A 17,499-nucleotide genomic window follows, 5' to 3' on the forward strand; every position below is an offset into this window, starting at 1 on the left:
GCGGGTGCGCAGTTCTTCGTTGACGCGCTGGGTGTGGGTGGCCGACTGCCTCCCGTCCGCAGGGAACAGCCGCGTTCGGGCCAGGCTTTGAGCGTATGCATGCGGTCGAAGTGGCGGGACCAGGGCTTTACACGTGGGCGGAGCGGCCCGCTGAATCGTCCTTGAAGGGCGGTGCGCCGTGGGCGCCATGTGCCACGCGGCAGACGCCGATCTCGTGACTCTTCTGGAGGCCGCAATGGACTGGCAGCGTCACCCTCGCTCCAACCGTCCCGGCCGGCGCAGACGGCCCACCGTGGTGGCCCTTGCCGCGGCTGCCCTCGCGGGTTCCCTCGTGGGCGTCTGCCCGGGCCCGGCCACCGCGGCAGTCGCTCCCGCTTCGCCTCTGTGCCCCACCGGGAACCTCTGCCTCAGTGGCGCCGGAATCGGCATTCCCGAGCCGACGCCGATTCCCGAGTGCAAGGTGATGGACTTCAACCCGTACTTCGCTGTGAGCAAGGTCGAGAACAACACCATCCGGCCCGCGCGGATCGTGTACAGGGGCGGATCACTCATCCTGATGCCCGGTACGGGCATCACCTCCGTCCCGGCCCTGGAGATCACCTCCGCCGGGACCCTCTGCTAGGCGGTGGCGGCAGCGGGGCGGTCCCAGCCGAGCCGGACCAACAGGCTCGCTTCTCCCCCGCCTCCGCCAGCACGCCGATCAGCCGCCCGGACTTCACCGAGAGGGTCAGCCCGAACTCCACCTCGAAGGAAGACGGATCACCACACCTCGCCGCGGTGTCCTTCGCCCACTGGCCAACGGCCTGGATGGTCGCGCGCACCTCGTTGAAGGTGTGCTGCGCGGCGACGGAGACAGCACCGGCATCACCGGAGTCGCAGCGCGGTCGGCTGCCTCGGACCACCGCGTGAAGGACCGCGCCGTCGCCCAAGTCGATCTCGATCGTCTCGGCGGTGTTGCCGATGGGGTCAGCCACGCACGTCACGCCCCCGAGAGGTCGATCGTACGATGCACAACAGCCAAGCCCACTAAGCCTGCTGCTAAGCGAGTCGTATGAAGTTGGCTGTGGACTGGGCAGAGGTATCGGGTGGGAGGGACGCCATGCCGAAGAGCCTCCGCGTCGACCTGACCGACGATCAGCGCCGTGACCTGCACACCCTGCTGAAGCAGCGGAACCTGACCCACTACACCCGGCAGCGCGCGGAGTGCGCCCGTCTGCTGGACCGCGGCAGGACCGTGACCGAGGTCGCTGAGCTGCTGGAGTGCAACCCGGTCACGGTCCGCGCTGCCGTCCACCGCTTCGACGTGCGAGGCATCGCGGGGCTGCCCGACGCGGTGCACCCCGGCCGCCCTGCGAAGGCGTTTCGGGCCGGGGACCGCGCCGCGCTGGCCGAACTACTGCCGCTGAGTTGCCATGTTGGATGGTCGCTGCCCCGCCACGCCCGACCGTGAGAATTGGACACTTGTCGCGATCGCATGTTCACGGCAAGTGACTGCACCTAGGGTGTGAAGCCAGCCAGCCACTCCGGTCAGGGGAGGAGATCGTCATGGCAGAAGGCATGCGATACGGGAAGCTGGAGATCGCTGTTACGTCCCGTTTCAACTGGATCTACAGCGATCAGGGATCAGGGGCCAACAGGGCCGTGGCGTTCTACACGCCCGCCCTGTCGTCGGTCGACGTGCAGCAGGGCTGGAAGGTCCTCGCCCACGTTGGCCGACCGAACTGGACCACGATCGACCGGGAGAGCAAGGTAATCATCGCCCGGGGGGTCAACACCTCCGATGAGATGCTCAAGCCGCCGACGCGGTTCGATCTGATCTGGCGTGACACGGGCTCAGGCGGCAAGTACGGCTGCGCGGTGTGGCGGCCTATCCCGCCGACCGGCTACGTCTCGCTGGGGGATGTGGTCACCGCCGGCGACCCTCCGCCCGCCGCCGTCGTTGCCTGCGTTCGGAAGACTGTGGTGGACGGGCGAAGCTACGTCCGCGAGGCCGAGATCGGTAAATCGATCTGGAGTGACCAGGGATCCGGAACGACGTTCGGGGACGTGGAGGTGTGGAAGATCGAACCCCCGACGTATCCGGACGACAGCATTGAGCGGCTCCTCCTGGGCGCTGATGCCTTCGTCGCTGGGACCAGGTACGGCGTGAAGCCGGACCGCACCGTCCATGTGCTTGACCTGCCGGCACTCATCGTCAAGAAGCCTGAGCCGACGCGCCCGGTCATGACCTCCCACAGTGTGCCGGAGCAGGAGACGCTGAAGGTCGTCGACCGCGCCGTCACCGTGCCGTGCACCGTGATCAAGGACCCGGGCAAGACGGCCGACTGGCAGGTCACCAACTCGCCCTTCTACACCTTGGAACGGCGGGTCAACTACTACCGGCAGATGTTCTACGACAACTCCGGCGGTAGCGTGGACCAGCCCAACTCCCAGAGCATCACCACGGGCGTCTCCACCACGGAGAGCGAGGAGTTCAGCAAGCGCACCAGCGTCACCGTCAGCGCCTCCGTCGGCGTCGAGATCAAGGCGTTCACGGCGTCCGTCGAGACCAGCGTGACCACCGAGCTCGGCTACACCAGCCGGTATGACGTCACGGTGCTGAAGCAGAAGACGGACACCTGGTCCATGGTCACGCCTGCAAGGCACTCGACAGCCCTGTGGTCACCGCGGCACGAAATCGTGCCCATCCGCAAGAACGGCGATGTCGTCGGGGGCCAAGGGGGGCTCAAGTTCGACACCGATGTGCGGGTCTTCACCCAGTTCCCGCCTGCACCCGGGGCGTCCAGTGCCAGGGTCCTCGTCAACGGTGTCGAGGAACAGGAAGATCCGAAGGTCCAGCCGTTCGGTGAGTCCGAATCGACCATTCCGGAAGCCCTGAGCAGCATCATCGCTTCCTAATCTCGATCTCGCATGAGGGCCTGTCAGCAAGCTGACGGGCCCTTTTTGCGAGGTGTCGGTTCCGGCTGTGGGCGTGGCGGCGGCCGGGTCGTCGCGGTGGGTGAGTGTCGGGTTCCACGGATCCGGAAGTGAGTGCTGCTGGTCGGGATGAACCGTCACCGTGGTCGGCCCCACTTCTGGCCCGTACCGCAGGCCATCTGGTCAGGGACTGCCGCAGCGTACTGAGCAGTACCTAGATTGCGCCACCGCGTCCGCGGCCAGCGCATCAAAGCACCTATCCTCGCGTAATCTCCACATCCTGCTACTGAATGGGGAACACCGCTTCTGCCGGCGTGGGAGCACGTCGAACTCTGTAGCGAGACGGCCAGGGTCAGCCCCGCTCTCCAGAAGCGCCCGAGTCCCCGACGCCGACCAGGACCAGGACCAGGCCCTGACCCGCCACTTGCACACCGGCTCGGGATCGTGGCTGCACCTGCGCCGCACCACGGCTACCCCCCCCAACGAGGCCCGCTGGCCCTGTCCGGCGCCGGCCAGGGCCCAGCATCAGCAGTCCCGGCCCAGCCAGCCGCTCAAACGCCCAGGGCCTCCCGCAGCGAGCGCGTGGAGACCTTTTGTCGTCCTGCTCGACGTTGGCGCCGGAGGACCACCACCCGGCCCGAGCTTCGAATCGGCAAATGGAATGAGGTTGCCGACCCGGTTGCCCGGTTCGATACTGAAACAGGGGGCATTCAGACAGCAGCAGGGGTGACAGAATGTCCGTCCCCATCCCCGCACCCGTAACCGGATCTCCCGAGGCGCTCCTTGCCGACCGGCTCCTCGACAGCATCACGGTCCTCCACAACGCGGACCAGGCTTCACCAGGAAAATGGGTGAACCTCTCCGTGGTTCCGCAGCTGGTACAACAACCCCTGGGTTTTGCGAGCCGGATATCCGGCACGGTGACAGGGCTCGCACCTGGCATCGGAAACCTGACAGCAGACCTTTCACCACTCCTCCAGACCGCCCGCTTGAACGTTGGGTTCGAGGTGACCCTCGACGACATGCCTGTGGAGGGAAGGGACTTCATCTCCATACCCGAAATGGTGAGCCAGACCCCGGTTGAGAAACTTACCGAAGCGAGTTTCCTGCTGCGGCCCCCCGTAGCAGACAGCTGCTGGCCGATGGAGTCGTTCCATTACAAGATAGTGGTCTCTGTCTCGGCAAGTGTCCAGATCGGAACAAATCCGCTCCTCACGACCGACCCTCCCAGACGAATAGAGATACCGGTGGACATGCCTCCATTGGACATCCCGGCCGTGCTGCTCCTGTGCAATCGCCCCGACTTCTCTCCGGACGCCGATCCACGCGGCATGGCCGTGTCCGTTGTCGTACGCAGCGGCTCAGAACTGCTCGATCTGGGCGCCGTGACGCAAGCCCTGAGGACGGTCAACTCGACCTTGCGGGCCCTGAACACCATTCTTGATGTCGGGAGCACCTTCTTTGAGACGCTCGATATCGCCGTTCAGGCCATAAGCAACGCCCCGCTCGTCTACCTCCATCAGGCAAGCGATCGGAACACTGCGGACGACAAGATGGTGCGCAGCGATTTTCTCTTCTTCCACAGAGATCTGGATGACGATGTCGGCGGTGTCATTCTCATCGGCGCGACCGGCACGACAGCGCGAATGTACAATGAAACAGACTTTGAAGATTTCAAGCGCGACGTAGTGGCCAAAGAAATGGGGAATTTCAGCCTGGTTGGACTCGAACGCAAACTGTTCACAAGTGACGATGATCGCGGCACCGAATCAGTGCTCCTCCTGCCATCAGGCCCTCCGGCGGCGACTACCCCGGGCCAAGCGGACATTTCCTTGTCGATGCGGCCGGATCAAGGCCCCGCCGTTCGGATCGACGTAACGAACAACGGCCCCGACCCCGCAACCGGCGTAGTGGCCGACATCAGTCTGCGCAACCTGCGGGTACCCCCGGCATCAGCCAACACGGTGAGACCGAGCACAGGAAAGGTCACGGTTTCGGCTTCCGGCAGCTCGCTCCGCTGGGCCATCGGGAACCTCAGCCCCCACACCGGCGCCAACCTGACACTGACATATCAGAGCCTGGGCAACGCACTTATCAAGGCCTTCGCACGAGCGCGCCAGTTCGATCCAAATATCTTCAACAACGGCGCGAGTCTTTCCATCCCGGCCTGATGCCACACCACTTGTACACCCTAGGTGTCCAGGCGGTGGAATCCGGCCGCCCGGGATTCTTTCTCCGGCCTATTTATGCGGCGCCCTGCTGGTGGGCCATGTACTGCTCATTGCCGCGCTCACCCCGGACCGCAGCTCGTAGACACAGGTCCTGGACGCGGTCCGGCTGGGGCCTGTCGATGATGCCGCGGCCGTCACCGCCGACCAGCTGCGGGCCGTGGTCGAGCGACTGGTCACGGCCGGTCAGTGGCAGTGCGGCGACCGGGACATCCTGATCGTGATGGACGTCGGCTACGACGTGATGCGCTTGGCCTGGGTCCTGCGCGACCTACCCGTCGAGGTGGTCGGACGCCTGCGCTCCGACCGCGCCCTGCGGCTTCCGGCACCTTCCCGTGAGGAGTTCACCCTGGCCCACCCCCGCGGCGGCCGGCCGCCCAAGCACGGCAAGGAGTTCAGCCTTGCCAGGCCGCGGACCTGGACAGAGCCGTCGGTGGTGACGGTGAACGACACACCCCGCTACGGCAAGGCCGAAGCCAGGGCCTGGGATCGGCTCCACCCCGAACTCCAGCAACGCTCCGCCTGGATCGACCACGACAGCGAACTCCCCATCATCGAGGGCACACTGATTCGGCTGGAAGTGGACCACCTGCCCCGTGACCGCGATACACCACCAGTCTGGCTGTGGTCCTCGGCCACCGGCGCCACCCCGTCCGATGTCGACTTCGCCTGGTCGAGTTACCTGCGCAGATTCGACCTGGGGCACACATTTCGCCTGTTCAAGCAGTCCCTGGGCTGGGCCCGACCGCGCATACGTGATCCTCACGCGGCGGATCGCTGGACCTGGATCGTCGTCATCGCACACACCCAGCTCCGGCTTGCCGCCCCGCTGACCGCCGACCAGCGCAAGCCCTGGGAAAAGGTCACCCGTCCCGGCACGGTCCTCACGCCGACCCGGGTCCGACGTGGGTTCCGACACCTCCGACCCCACCTCGCCTGCCCGGCCCGGGACGCCCGCCCGACTCCAAGAACAGGCACCCCGCCACCCACCAGGACATGGGCAAAACCGTCAAACGCCCCGCGACACTCACCGAATGTGAAGCCCGATGTTAAAGATCAAGCTCAGAAGCCGTTGTGCATCTCCACCGTGAGTTATCTGTGCTGGTGGATTTCTTGATCACAGCCATGCAAGGGGGCGTGGTTGGACTGCCTGTTCACTGCGGTTCAGTATCGCCAGCGGCCTGGTAGTCGGTCAGTCTCAACAGCTGCTGGACGGCGACGACTTTGGCCAGGGCAGGGTCGCCGTAGGCGTGCTCGACAGCTTCGTGGAGGACGGCGCGGGAGGCGGTCAGGGTGAATGCGGCTCCGTGGATGCCGTGGACCTGGACGTCGCGGACACGGAGCAGGGCATACCCGCGGCGGAGGGGCGGGCACTGCCGAAGGGCCAGGCGGCTACAGGGCTGGCAGATGGGCGGGTACGTGGTGATGATCCCGTCGCCGTCGTCTTCGGGAGGCCGGCCGGGCAGGGTCGGCAGGAGCCACAGGACGCCGTCGGGGTTTTCGTCGGGTTCCTGGGCGCAGATCTGGCACAGCAGGTGCAGTACGGCATGGCGCTGGCGTGCCGAGTGGATCTTCCCGTATTGGGGTACTCCCTGGTCGGGCGCGTGAACCTGACGCATCCACAGTACGCCGCAAGCGTCACGGTCGGCCGGTGTTTCATCCGGGTATGCGACGTGGCCGTCCCGGACGATCACATCCTCCATGCTCGGGAGGGGCTCGCAGTCCGTCCGTGCGATGAACGGGCGAGCCAGTGGCGCCCCTCCCGACACGAACATCAGCCCGTGCCTACCTCAGCCCCGGTGTCCGGGCCCGCAGAGAAGCTCGGTGGCGGCGGGGGGACCGGAGCGGCAGGGGCGACGGGGGCGCAGTATGTCTCGGGGCGGCCAAGACTGGTGTCGGTGAGGCGCGAGACACCGATTCCGAGTTTCCCGACTGCGTGGGTGTTGGCGGCCGCAGGTTTCCTGTAGTCGCCGAGAATGCCCCTGATGAGGCCCCCGGCGTTATACGAAATTGCCGTAACCAGGCTGCCCGGCCCCACGGTAGAACAGATCGCCGCGCTTGGAGCGGGCGCCGGTGCGGCGGCTGCGGCAGGGGCTTGGGTGGCCGCCAGGCTCATCGCCCCCAGAACCGGCAGAGCCATCTGTGCGGCCAGCCTGGCCCGCATCGCCTTCGTACGGTCCATGCGCACTCCTTCATCGTGCTGCTGCACGGCCTCATCCCTGCCATCTGTCCCGCGCGGGCCCCAGCCCGCCCAGGCGCCGATCCAGGGCCGGTATGTAATGTCGTATGACTAACGCTGCTCCGCTTCCCGGGACACGCACGGCGAGCGTCTTGACGCTCTAGCCGCACGAGGTGTTCAACTCGCTCGGAGCGGGGTGTTGAAGCGAGAAGGCGGGCGCCCGGGCGCTGTCGTCTACTCCAACGTGGACTGCGTTGTGGTCGCTGACCTACGCCAAGAAGTTCAGACGCAGCCTCTCTGCTTGTTCCTTAACCTCCGGCATCACGACGCGTGATGCCGGAGGTTAAGGAACAAGCTGAAAAGGCACTTCGCCGTTACGGCAACGTCCACCGGTGCGGGCAGCCTCTGACCGACATACCGGTTATTCCCGTTACCGACCTGCGGTTGCTGGAAATCCAGCAGTGGATCAACTTCGGATTCGGGGAAGGCCCGCGCCCGGGCGGGAGAGCAGCCCACCACCTGTTCCTCTTTCCCGCGCTCATCAAGATGATCCTTCAGCTCCACACGCCGGAGATGTTCCGCGACAGCGACCCTGTGGTAAGAGCTGCCCACGCCCGCAGTGCAGCGGAACTGCCATTCGATGGCCCGCTGGCTGACGACGCAAGCCGCCCCCTCCTCATGGCTGGCGCCCTGCATCTGGCCGACCAGCTCATCAGCGGCAAGCGTCGCAGGGCCAAGGCGGTGGAATTCGCTGATCTCGCACGCGCAGAACTGGACAGGCAACGCGACCGCTGGCCCGTGCCCATCACCGCGCCCAGCCGATAAAAATACTTCGCCCCGCCGCACCTCTACCGGATCATGTACGACAAGACGCTTGTCGCCCGGGCCCCGTAGCTGACGGCTCCGCTGCATCAGAACGTCAGCGCACGGTGGGCCTGCGGCGTTCGATGAGGACCCCCTGATTCCTGCCGATGGCGACATCGGTCTGCAGTCTCACTGGGATCCGGCTTCGGTAGCCGCGGAGCCGGAGCCGGCGTCATGTCTCGCACAGCGCGCCGTGGCAGAGCGTCGCGCGCCCTGTCTGTTCAGCGGCAGGCGCCGGCTCCGTGCTGCGCCCGGTCGGGGGCGGGTCAGACTATGACGGCCTTCTTGATGACTATGTCATCAAGGGAGACATCCTGATGGGATCCCACGGTGCCTGTCTTGACGGCCTTGATCTTGTCGAGGACGTCCTGGCCTTCGACGACCTTGCCGAAGACGGCGTAGCCCCAGCCCTGGGGGGTCGGGGAGGAGTGGTTAAGGAAGCCGTTGTCGTTGATGAAGAACTGGGCGGTGGCCGAGTTCGGGTCGTTCGTACGGGCCATGGTCACGGTGTATGTGTTGTTGCGCAGCCCGTTGTTCGCCTCGTTGTCGATGGGCGCACCGACCGGCTTCTGCCGCATGCCGGGCTCGAAGCCGCCGCCCTGGATCACGAAGCCGTTGATCACCCGGTGGAAGATCGTGCCGTTGCAGTGCCCGTCCTGACATAGTTAAGGAAGTTTTGGACCGTCTTGAGGGATTCGTCGGCGAACAGTGCGATCTTGATGACGCCGTGGTTGGTGTGCAGTTCGATCATGCTTCACTCCTTCGCTGGGCAGCTCTGTCGGTGATCGGCCTGCCACAAGCATGATCACCTAGTTGATGAATCGTCAGCACTGCCCTGCTTCCGAGACGGACCAGACTTCGCGTCCGAGTCGTCGCCACTTCACCACGACTACCTGGCGTCGGCCATCGACGCCGCAGTGAGCGTCGAATTGGGAGTTATATAGCCGAAACCCCACCGATTACGCCACCGATGAGAATCACAACGGTCCCCCACGCCACGAGGAACCTTCCCAACGGGTAGTCGCGTAGCGCCTCTGCAAGCTCTGCTAGGGCGCCGATCGTCTCCCCTAGGCCGAGTTCTTCCTGTTCGGGGCCCTTCTTGCGTCGCTGAGTACGCAAGTCGGAGAGAGAAACCACGATGCCGCAAATTATCATGAGGACACCGAGTCCCATTATGACAAATGCCGCTATAGCCATTACTAATCACCTATGATGGACCCATGCATTTTGCGGGCGCAGCACTTCCCTCTCGATACAGGAGAGATCCTGTACATAGAAAGCTGCAATGGTCGGCGAATTAGGCATCCGGTGCCCACCCACCATTACCCCGAGCGCATGACCACCTTCCTCAAGTATGACAGGTGCTCCGGAATCTCCGTTTGCCGCAATGCCGCTGGGTATCAGGATCCAACTGTTTCGCCATGGCGGATTATCTCCATACTCCATGAGTGCACCGCAGATCATACCGGTCGAGATTCCGCTGATTGCCCCGAACATTCGAACCTGAATCGGGGAATGCAGAGCGGCAGGCAGGTCCACTATCCCTTTTCCGTTAAGGTACCCCAATGGCTGATCACTATCAACCACTGCCACGTCATAACCGCTATAACAGTGCTCGCACATCTCGCCGCCGCAATCTTCCTCGGGAATTCTTACCACCCCTGCCGGCTCCCAGTGAAACGGCCCTGTCTGTCGCTCGACAATGCACCCTGCCCCACATGCTGCAACATGCCGCGCAGTCAAAAATCCCCTCACCTCGTTGCCCCCACTACCAAGGCGCTTCACTGAAAACCCTGGCGTTCCTCGAATCCTCTTTTTGTAGCACCTAATGCGATGCATGCCCGGCTTTTTCCTCCTATCACTCAACCGCCATCCTATCGGGCTTCTCCATAGAGGCTCCGGTGGGCCTGATGGCAGTACTACCGATTCCCCTACGGGGAATATCCGGCCAAGTCGCTCCTGTAGCCTGTGGGACAGAAATTGTGCAGGAAGAAGGGATTCCGCAAACTCCGACGGCGTATCGGGCGGAATGAGGCGCATTTCAAAAATTTGATCCAGCGCCTTGACGTCGATGAGAGTGAGGGGACGCGCTCCCAGCGGTGTCCAGGCAGCACCAATTCCATGTACCCCCATATCCCGCAAGCCCAATTCGTCTAGAGGGCGCCATGCGCGTTGTTCTTCGTAAGCGCGCGCAAAATGAGAGATTTCCGGGCCGTTTTCTTCACTCAGCCATTCCATCGCAGGCCCTCCGTAATGACTGCAATGCGAACCTGGGCTACCTTTTTGCCCAGCCTAACCAGGCAAGAGACTCGTCAAGGTAGCTGCTCTTGTAGGCTGTTCCAGACCTGTGATCCATAGAGGCGCACTCTAATTGTGTTGCAAGCGCGCAACGGATCAACGGAGTGCTGCCGCTCCACTTAGTGTCACTCAATCTCACTTGTCGCGCATCCCGGCTTGTAACGCGATGGCTCGCGATAATCTTATTGTTCGCGAAGCCTGCTTATGCGTCTGCCAGCGCGGGCAAAGTAAGTACGTTGGAAGCGTTTGTGAACAGTGAGCTTCTTCGAGGTGGCCACCGATCTGGTGACGGTCGGCGAGGCCGCAACGGGCAAGGCCCCCGGGCTGTTGATCGAGATGTCTGACGTCTCAATCACGCGGCTCGGGAGCCTTGTTGGTCATCTATCCTGCCGCACTCGACCTGCCCCATGCGCTCGTGGAGTGGGTCACCATACTCATCGTCACCCGTGAGGGCGACCGGCGCTGCAAGCTCCCCCCGTCCCAGCGTGCGATGGTGGCACTGGTGTACCTGCGCGAACACGTAACCCTGGCGAAGATCGCTGCCGGGTTCGGGATCAGCGAGTCCACCGCCCACGCCTACACCAGCGCGGTCATCCACCTGCTCGCCGGGCGAGCGCCGGGTCTGCTGAAGACCCTGCGCGAAGCCGACCCCGACTTCGTCCTGCTGGACGGCACCCTTGCCGAGTGCGACCGGGTCGGCGACTCACGCGCGGACCACTCCCACAAGCATCGCCGGCACGGAGTGAACGTGCAGGTGGTCACCGATCCGGACGGCCGACTGCTGTGGCTTTCACCCGCGCTGCCGGGCCGGTCTCACGACCTGACCGCTGCCCGCACCCACCAGATCATCCGTATCTGCGAGCGCCAGGGCATCCCCATCCTGGCCGATCTCGCCTACCAGGGCGGCGGCCCCTGGCTGACCACGGGCGTCAAGCGCAGGCCCCTGCAGGAACTCACCCCCACCGAGAAGACTGTCAACCGGGCCCTGGCCGCGGCACGGGCACCGGTCGAACGCGGCGTCGCCCGCTTGAAGTCCTGGCGGATCTTCCGCAGATCCCGATGCAGTCCGAACCGCATGACGTCAATCGCCAAAGCCGTCCTCACCCTGGAACGCCAGCGCTGAAGAAGCTCAGTGGACCGGGCGTCGAACCCCTTCGGCACCTCCCGCCATTGCCCGCGCGCTCGGGCCAGTTGGATGAGTTGGTTCATGCTTGGCAACTCCATCATGTGCCCATGGACCTCACCCTGATGGCGGACGCCTTCGCAACTAAGGTGCGCGAGGCGACAGGCGGCCACCCGTACTCGTACGGACCTGTCGGCCCTGCGTACCGTGAGTTCAACCTGGAACAGCAAACGCAGATCGTTCAGGACTGGTTCGCTGGAAGACAGCCTGCAGGAACTCCCGGCGAGCCGTGCGACGCAAACAACCCGTACTTCCGGTACGTCAACGAGAACATCCGGACAGGTAGCTACTGATGTCCGGCCTGTGCTTCGGGTTGACTTCCTGGCGGGGCCTACCTGCCAGGAAGTGAGCCATAGTCTCCTCCGCCGGCGATCGTCGCCAGGCGCCCGGGACAGTTCGTTCAACCTACAACGGCTAACAGAATGAGGCTGGTTGGTGCTGGTGGCTGTGTCTGACTGGCGAGTTGAGCGTTGTCCAGCTTGTGGGGGCGTCGCCGTGGATCGTGTCGGACGGGCTGTGGGAGCGGATCGAGCCGCTGCTGCCGCGCAAAGAGCGCCGGTTCCGGCATCCGGGCCGCAAGCCGCTGCCGGACCGGCAGGTGCTGTGCGGGATCATGTACGTGCTGCACACCGGCATCCAGTGGGAGTACCTGCCCGGCGAGCTGGGCTTCGGCTCGGGCATGACCTGCTGGCGGCGGCTGCGGGACTGGAACGAGGCCGACGTGTGGCAGCGGCTGCACGAAGTGCTGCTGGCCGAGCTGAATGCGGCAGCCAAGCTCGACTGGTCCCGTGCGGTCATCGACTCCAGCCACGTCAGAGCCCTAAAAGGGGGCTCGCGACGGGCCCGTCGCCGGTCGACCGGGGCCGGGCCTGCTCCAAGCACCACCTGATCACCGACGGCCGCGGCACTCCGCTCGCGGTCATCCTCACCGTCGGCAACCGCAACGACGTCACCCAGCTGCTGCCCCTGCTCGACGCGATCCCGCCCGTGCGGGGACGCGTCGGCCGACCTCGCCGCAAGCCGGACTCGCTCTTCGCCGACCGGGGCTACGACCACGACATCTACCGCGACTACGTGCGGGCCCGGGGAATCGTGCCCGCCATCGCCCGGCGCGGCACCGGACTGGGCACCTATAGATGGATAGTTGAGCGCAGTTTCGCCTGGCTGCACGGCTTCAAACGCCTCCGCATCCGCTGGGAAAGACGAGCTGACATCCACGAGGCGTTCCTCCACCTCGCCTGCTGCCTCATCACCCTCAGACAGATCAACTCATTCTGTTAGCCGTTGTAAGGGCCCCTGCGCCCACCCCCCGTCAATCGTGGCCGGCAGGAACTCCCCGCGCGCCATCAAGCTTCGCCCCCTTCAACCGGGCTCCATCGAGCTTCGCGCCCCGCAGATCGGCACCTTCTAGGTTGCAGTGACTGAAGTCGACTTCCCGCAGGTCAGCGCCTCTGAGGTCGGCATGGCTGAAGTCCGTGCGTTTGAGGACCGTGTCATTAACGGTTTCCCCCGCCTCCTTCGACTGAATGGTGCTCAGTTCGGCGCCGCGAAGGTTAGCCGATGTGAAAATTGCATCGGTTAGATCAGCTCCAGAAAGGTCTGCTTTCTGGAGCGGGACTTGACTGAGGTTAGCTTGTGTGAGATTAGCTTGATGGAGGATGGCCTGGCTTAGATTGCAGCCTTTTTCTTCAGTCACGTATTCATTATAGTCGAAGTTCGTTCCAATTAGATCCGCTTTAGTGAAATCTGCTCCAGTGAAGTCAGCGCCGTGACATTGTGCCGCATTTATCTCGGCGTAGCTGAAATTACTTCCTTTGAAAGCGGTGTAATAAAACTCGGAGTTTGACAGTCGCGCTCTCCCTATGTTCGCCCCGGTGAAATCGACTCTGCCGATTACCGCTCCCCTCATATCGGTAGAGCGGAAGAAGGATTTGCGGAAGTTTCTCGAATTTTTATTGAGCGTGAGGAGCTGGCTGGAGTCCAGGCCGCGCAAAGTCGTTTCGCTCAGATTGATCAATGGGCCAGAATCGCTTCCCTCTGGGCGATCCGAGATCACGGCGAGGGCGGCTACCAAATCGGCAGTGAGCGGGTGAGTGCTTGCCGAGGAGTCTTTAGGGAGAAGTGGAGAGCTCTTACGCACGTACTCGGATAGAACGGACACCACTGCAGGCTCATCGCGAGGTGAGTCCTGCATGATCCTATCCAGTGCGTAGATTCCGCCCAGCCGTATGTGGGGGTTGGCTGAAGCCAGGTTCTGGATAGCCGTGTTGTATCGATTGGTGACCTCGCCGTGCTCGGCAACCCGAACTTCCTTACTGTTCTGGCTCACCTGCATCCAGGTGAAGAACAGAGCAACCAACGCGGCCACACCAGGCAAAGTCGAGGCCGCCAGCATCGTCATCTGCGAGCGCGTCATAGGTTCCCGCCGCTGCTTGTCGGAGCGGGGTCTGGACCGGTTCGCTTTGGCTCTCCGGAGACGCAGAGGCAGCCGCTTACGGAGAGCCAACCGTGGTCTGTTCACCCCTCCATGGCACACCCGCACGACTCACCGCGCTACGCGAGCCCCTAGCGGCGCCTCGAGCTGCGCGTTCCACACCCACGCCCCCGCTCCCCGAGCCGTGCCACCCACGGCCGGCGCGCCCGTCTAACAACGACGGCTAACAGAATGAGCTCTTTCAGCGTTGCCGCTCCAGGGTGAGGACAGCTGCGGCGATGGACGACATTCGATTCAGGCTGCACCGGGCTTTGCGGAAGATCCGCCAGGACTTCAGGAGCTCGACGACGGCTGCGGTGTAGGCGTGGGCCGTGCCGATAGAGATGCCGAATCCGGCGGCGAGTTGGGCGAAGGTGTCGTGCCGGCGCAGGTACACCAGCCCGACCAGGGCACGTTGGTGCGGCGGGAGCTTGCAGCGGCGGTCACCTTCACGGGTGACGATGAGCATCGTGCCCCACTCGACCAGCGCGTGAGGCAGGTCGAGTGCGGCAGAATACGAAACCAATGGGGCTCCTATACCGATGGGTTGAGACTTCGAACACCTCCCCCAACGGCACGGGAGCCTCGTGTGTTGCGGACACCGACGCCCTCACCCGATCAGTGTCCACCGAAAAAGCTCAGTGATTCCTGGGCGGCTTGTGCTTCAGCATTCGTATGGCTGATCGGAGTGCCGAACATGCTGAAGACGCCATTCTCGATCATCACGAACTCCTGGTTGGGACCAGGGCTGCCACATGCTGTCTTGGCCAGGCGTGCCCCTGGAATTCAAACGGCATGCTACGGGAGCGCCCTGACGGGGATACGGGTAAGGATTTGCCGAACGCCCTGGCCCAGACCGGATACCGCCTGGCTCCCTATCCACTCCGCCACGGGGCCTAGGACCACGGCCGCGATCGCCAGCACGGCCAGGGCCGCCGCGACGCTGGCTTCGTAGTCCTGTTCGGTAGCGGTGGTGATCCTCAGCTGCACCTGGAGGTCGCCGGACACCTGTGCCTCGCCCTCCGTGACGGTCTGCGACTTGAAGACGTGAATACTGGCGGTGTAGATGACGGCCCGCTCCACCGGGTCGAAGTCGACACGGAGAAACGCAGTTTCGTCACCGATTGTTCCCCCGATCCTGGGGGTCCCGTCGGGGCCCCCGCTGATACTGACGGCCGCGAACAGATTCCCGATCGCGCTACGAGATTCCGACCGCAGCCTGGTGCACAGTTGGTCCAGGGCGACACCGCCGATGGTCCGGGCGCTGCCGGAGGCGACGGCCTTGTCCAAAGCCTCGAAGTCGGGGGAGACCTCGCAGCCTAGGTCGTAGGCCTGCTTGGTCCAGGCGACCTTCAGCGGGCCGTTCGCCCAGAGCTCCATGTGAATGCCAGCGCCGTCCCATTCCGCGACCTTTCCGCGGAGCGTGTACACCAGGGACGGCCAGGGGGCGACGCTTTGTGGCAGTTCGGTGACCTCGTAGTCGGAGACGGTGAGCAGTAGCGGAACGGCTTCTCCGGCGGGGGCGCTGCCGGGCTGGACAAGGTCCATCAGGCGGGTCCAGGTGGCCCCGCCTACGTCCACCCGCGCGTCGGCGGTCAGGCCCTCCTGGACTGACTGGAAGTTCCGGATTGCCGTGCAGAGCTGGTCCGAAGCCTCGCCCTCCCCGATCGGTGGAAGCTCATCCAATGAAGTTCCGCCAGCGGGCGAGCCGACGGCGTCTAGCAGTTCGGCGACCTGCTGTTGGTCCGATGCGTTGTTGGGACACTGGGTGCCCTCGTCCGTGAGGCCTACGGCCTCGCGCAGTCCCCAGGCCATGGCCGACTCCTTCCTCACCGTGTCCTGTGCAGGGGGCCCACGATGGGATCAAAAGCGGCATGGCGCTGGGCGGCCGGTACAGGCCGCTGATCGAAGAGGCGCTTCCCCTGCTCGTGGAAGTTTCAAGAACGCGGTGGCGCACAGAACGTCTACAGCGAGTTCATGGCATCGCTCTTTAGTGCCCTAACTCGAGGCGGGTGCACACAGGCGCATTTCCACCATACGATGTGCGTGCCGTGCCGTCATCTCGGCCTTTCCGTACTCACATCGGCACTATGAGCTGTGCTGGCGGTGGGTGGGCAAGCAGCAGGCGAGCCTGAGGAACGGGCGCGCGTTGAACCAGCGTCAGCTGAAGATGCGTAATGGTGAGCAGGGTAGATCACCATTGATCAGGTGGGTCACCTACTGGGGTCCGCGGCAGCCCTTTCCACAGACCAACAGGCCGTCAACCGAACTGCGGTGTCGCCGTACGCAGGTCCTCCCCAGCCTGGTACGGAGCGCCCGGGATCGTGAGCGTTTCCCCAGGGAAGATCCAGTCTCCGTGGTCACTCGTCCCGAAAACAGGGGGGCCAGGGTGCTCCCGCGCGACACTTTCGATCAGTGAGCTTTTTCAGTGGACACTGATCGAGTGAGGGCGTCGGTGTCCGCAACACACGAGGCTCCCGTGCCGTTGGGGGAGGTGTTCGAAGTCTCAACCCATCGGTATAGGAGCCCCATTGGTTTCGTATTCTGCCGCACTCGACCTGCCTCACGCGCTGGTCGAGTGGGGCACGATGCTCATCGTCACCCGTGAAGGTGACCGCCGCTGCAAGCTCCCGCCGCACCAACGTGCCCTGGTCGGGCTGGTGTACCTGCGCCGGCACGACACCTTCGCCCAACTCGCCGCCGGATTCGGCATCTCTATCGGCACGGCCCACGCCTACACCGCAGCCGTCGTCGAGCTCCTCGCCAGCCGCGCACCCGGTCTGCTGCGCGCCCTGCGCCAGGCCGCCCCCGAGTACGTCCTGCTTGACGGCACCCTCGCGGAGTGCGACCGCATCGGCGACAGCCGGGCCGACTACTCCCACAAGCACCGCCGGCACGGTGTGAACGTGCAGGTCGTCACCGATCCGGACGGCCGGCTGCTGTGGATCTCACCCGCGCTGCCCGGCCATGCCCACGACCTGACCGCCGCCCGCACCCACCGCATCATCCGGATCTGCGAGCGCCAGGGCATCCCCGTGCTCGCCGACCGCGCCTACCTGGGCGCCGGCCCATGGGTGACGACATCGGCCAGGCGCCCGCCGGGCGGCGAACTGTCGCCGACCCAGCGCACGGTCAACCGCGCGCTCTCCGCAGCACGGGCACCCGTGGAGCGTGGCGTTGCCCGCCTGAAATCCTGGCGGATCTTCCACAAAGCCCGGTGCAGCCCGAATCGAATGTCGTCCATCGCCGCAGCTGTCCTCACCCTGGAGCGGCAACGCTGAAAGAGCTCATTCAGTTTATTGGCCACCGGCTTGTCGATGTCGGAGTCGTCGAGGTGCACCTGTGCCGGACCCGCAGC

At 64.3% G+C, this 17,499-nt stretch carries 15 protein-coding genes and 3 pseudogenes; 10 read left to right on the plus strand and 8 right to left on the minus strand.

All coding sequences use genetic code 11. From position 1 onward, the window contains the following. Nucleotides 1-463 precede the first annotated feature (463 nt). Nucleotides 464-622, plus strand: coding sequence for a hypothetical protein (locus RM609_RS01470; protein ID WP_311607187.1), 159 nt, complete (start codon nucleotides 464-466; stop codon nucleotides 620-622). On the opposite strand, the gene RM609_RS01475 is transcribed toward RM609_RS01470, so the two are convergent. Next, the gene (locus tag RM609_RS01475) at nucleotides 597-974 is read right to left on the minus strand and encodes a CU044_2847 family protein (RefSeq protein ID WP_311607189.1); all 378 of its coding nucleotides are present in this window, start codon (nucleotides 972-974) and stop codon (nucleotides 597-599) included. The two genes, RM609_RS01470 and RM609_RS01475, sit on opposite strands and share 26 nt — an antisense overlap. Nucleotides 975-1,099: 125 nt before the next feature. Here RM609_RS01475 and RM609_RS01480 point away from each other — a divergent pair, with 125 nt between their 5' ends. From RM609_RS01480 to RM609_RS01495, 4 genes and pseudogenes are all read left to right on the plus strand, one after another. Then, complete coding sequence (locus RM609_RS01480; protein ID WP_311607191.1) at nucleotides 1,100-1,450, plus strand: helix-turn-helix domain-containing protein; 351 nt, start codon at nucleotides 1,100-1,102, stop codon at nucleotides 1,448-1,450. 95 nt (nucleotides 1,451-1,545) lie between these two features. Beyond that, entirely contained in the window at nucleotides 1,546-2,898 is a 1,353-nt protein-coding gene (locus RM609_RS01485) for a Vps62-related protein (protein WP_311607193.1), read from the plus strand. A 752-nt stretch (nucleotides 2,899-3,650) separates the two neighbouring features. Further along, nucleotides 3,651-5,087, plus strand: a complete 1,437-nt coding sequence (locus RM609_RS01490; RefSeq protein ID WP_311607194.1) for a hypothetical protein — start codon at nucleotides 3,651-3,653, stop codon at nucleotides 5,085-5,087. Nucleotides 5,088-5,232: 145 nt separating this feature from the next. Next, nucleotides 5,233-6,197: pseudogene (locus RM609_RS01495) on the plus strand (transposase); the annotation flags it as partial. A 101-nt stretch (nucleotides 6,198-6,298) separates the two neighbouring features. On the opposite strand, the gene RM609_RS01500 reads toward RM609_RS01495, so the two are convergent. Then, complete coding sequence (locus RM609_RS01500) at nucleotides 6,299-6,763, minus strand: hypothetical protein (RefSeq protein ID WP_311607196.1); 465 nt, start codon at nucleotides 6,761-6,763, stop codon at nucleotides 6,299-6,301. Nucleotides 6,764-7,656: 893 nt separating this feature from the next. Between RM609_RS01500 and RM609_RS01505 the strand changes: the two genes are divergently transcribed. After that, nucleotides 7,657-8,148 carry a hypothetical protein gene (locus RM609_RS01505; RefSeq protein WP_311607198.1) on the plus strand — a complete coding sequence of 164 codons (492 nt, stop codon included), beginning with the start codon at nucleotides 7,657-7,659 and terminating at the stop codon, nucleotides 8,146-8,148. Between the two features lie 305 nt (nucleotides 8,149-8,453). Here the strand turns inward: RM609_RS01505 and RM609_RS01510 are convergent. The 3 genes and pseudogenes from RM609_RS01510 to RM609_RS01525 form a co-directional block, all read right to left on the minus strand. After that, nucleotides 8,454-8,938, minus strand: a pseudogene (locus RM609_RS01510) (peptidylprolyl isomerase). A gap of 185 nt (nucleotides 8,939-9,123) precedes the next feature. After that, nucleotides 9,124-9,384 (minus strand): hypothetical protein, encoded by a 261-nt coding sequence (locus tag RM609_RS01520; RefSeq protein ID WP_311607203.1) that lies wholly within the window; start codon nucleotides 9,382-9,384, stop codon nucleotides 9,124-9,126. A gap of 6 nt (nucleotides 9,385-9,390) precedes the next feature. Beyond that, on the minus strand, nucleotides 9,391-10,425 hold the full coding sequence (locus RM609_RS01525) for a chymotrypsin family serine protease (protein ID WP_311607204.1): 1,035 nt from the start codon (nucleotides 10,423-10,425) through the stop codon (nucleotides 9,391-9,393). Nucleotides 10,426-10,858: 433 nt separating this feature from the next. Here RM609_RS01525 and RM609_RS01530 point away from each other — a divergent pair, with 433 nt between their 5' ends. The 3 genes from RM609_RS01530 to RM609_RS01540 all read left to right on the plus strand — a co-directional run bounded on the left by RM609_RS01530 (nucleotide 10,859) and on the right by RM609_RS01540 (nucleotide 12,949). After that, nucleotides 10,859-11,608 carry a transposase family protein gene (locus tag RM609_RS01530; RefSeq protein WP_311607206.1) on the plus strand — a complete coding sequence of 250 codons (750 nt, stop codon included), beginning with the start codon at nucleotides 10,859-10,861 and terminating at the stop codon, nucleotides 11,606-11,608. A 110-nt stretch (nucleotides 11,609-11,718) separates the two neighbouring features. Continuing rightward, nucleotides 11,719-11,961, plus strand: a complete 243-nt coding sequence (locus tag RM609_RS01535; RefSeq protein WP_311607208.1) for a hypothetical protein — start codon at nucleotides 11,719-11,721, stop codon at nucleotides 11,959-11,961. Nucleotides 11,962-12,167: 206 nt separating this feature from the next. After that, a protein-coding gene (locus tag RM609_RS01540; protein ID WP_438828370.1) for an IS5 family transposase occupies nucleotides 12,168-12,949 on the plus strand; the annotation gives its coding sequence in 2 pieces (ribosomal slippage) (nucleotides 12,168-12,501 and nucleotides 12,501-12,949; 783 coding nt in all). Between the two features lie 31 nt (nucleotides 12,950-12,980). On the opposite strand, the gene RM609_RS01545 is transcribed toward RM609_RS01540, so the two are convergent. The 3 genes and pseudogenes from RM609_RS01545 to RM609_RS01555 form a co-directional block, all read right to left on the minus strand. Continuing rightward, nucleotides 12,981-14,084, minus strand: coding sequence for a pentapeptide repeat-containing protein (locus tag RM609_RS01545; protein ID WP_311607209.1), 1,104 nt, complete (start codon nucleotides 14,082-14,084; stop codon nucleotides 12,981-12,983). Between the two features lie 352 nt (nucleotides 14,085-14,436). Continuing rightward, nucleotides 14,437-14,667: pseudogene (locus RM609_RS01550) on the minus strand (helix-turn-helix domain-containing protein); the annotation flags it as partial. Nucleotides 14,668-14,939: 272 nt separating this feature from the next. Beyond that, nucleotides 14,940-15,956: a hypothetical protein gene (locus RM609_RS01555; protein WP_311607212.1), complete on the minus strand. Its 1,017-nt coding sequence runs from the start codon at nucleotides 15,954-15,956 to the stop codon at nucleotides 14,940-14,942. Between the two features lie 716 nt (nucleotides 15,957-16,672). Here RM609_RS01555 and RM609_RS01560 point away from each other — a divergent pair. Then, nucleotides 16,673-17,422, plus strand: coding sequence for a transposase family protein (locus RM609_RS01560; protein ID WP_311607213.1), 750 nt, complete (start codon nucleotides 16,673-16,675; stop codon nucleotides 17,420-17,422). The last annotated feature ends 77 nt before the right edge of the window (nucleotides 17,423-17,499 follow it).

The sequence above is a fragment of the Streptomyces hesseae genome (genome assembly GCF_031845785.1).
Taxonomy (GTDB): domain Bacteria; phylum Actinomycetota; class Actinomycetes; order Streptomycetales; family Streptomycetaceae; genus Streptomyces; species Streptomyces hesseae.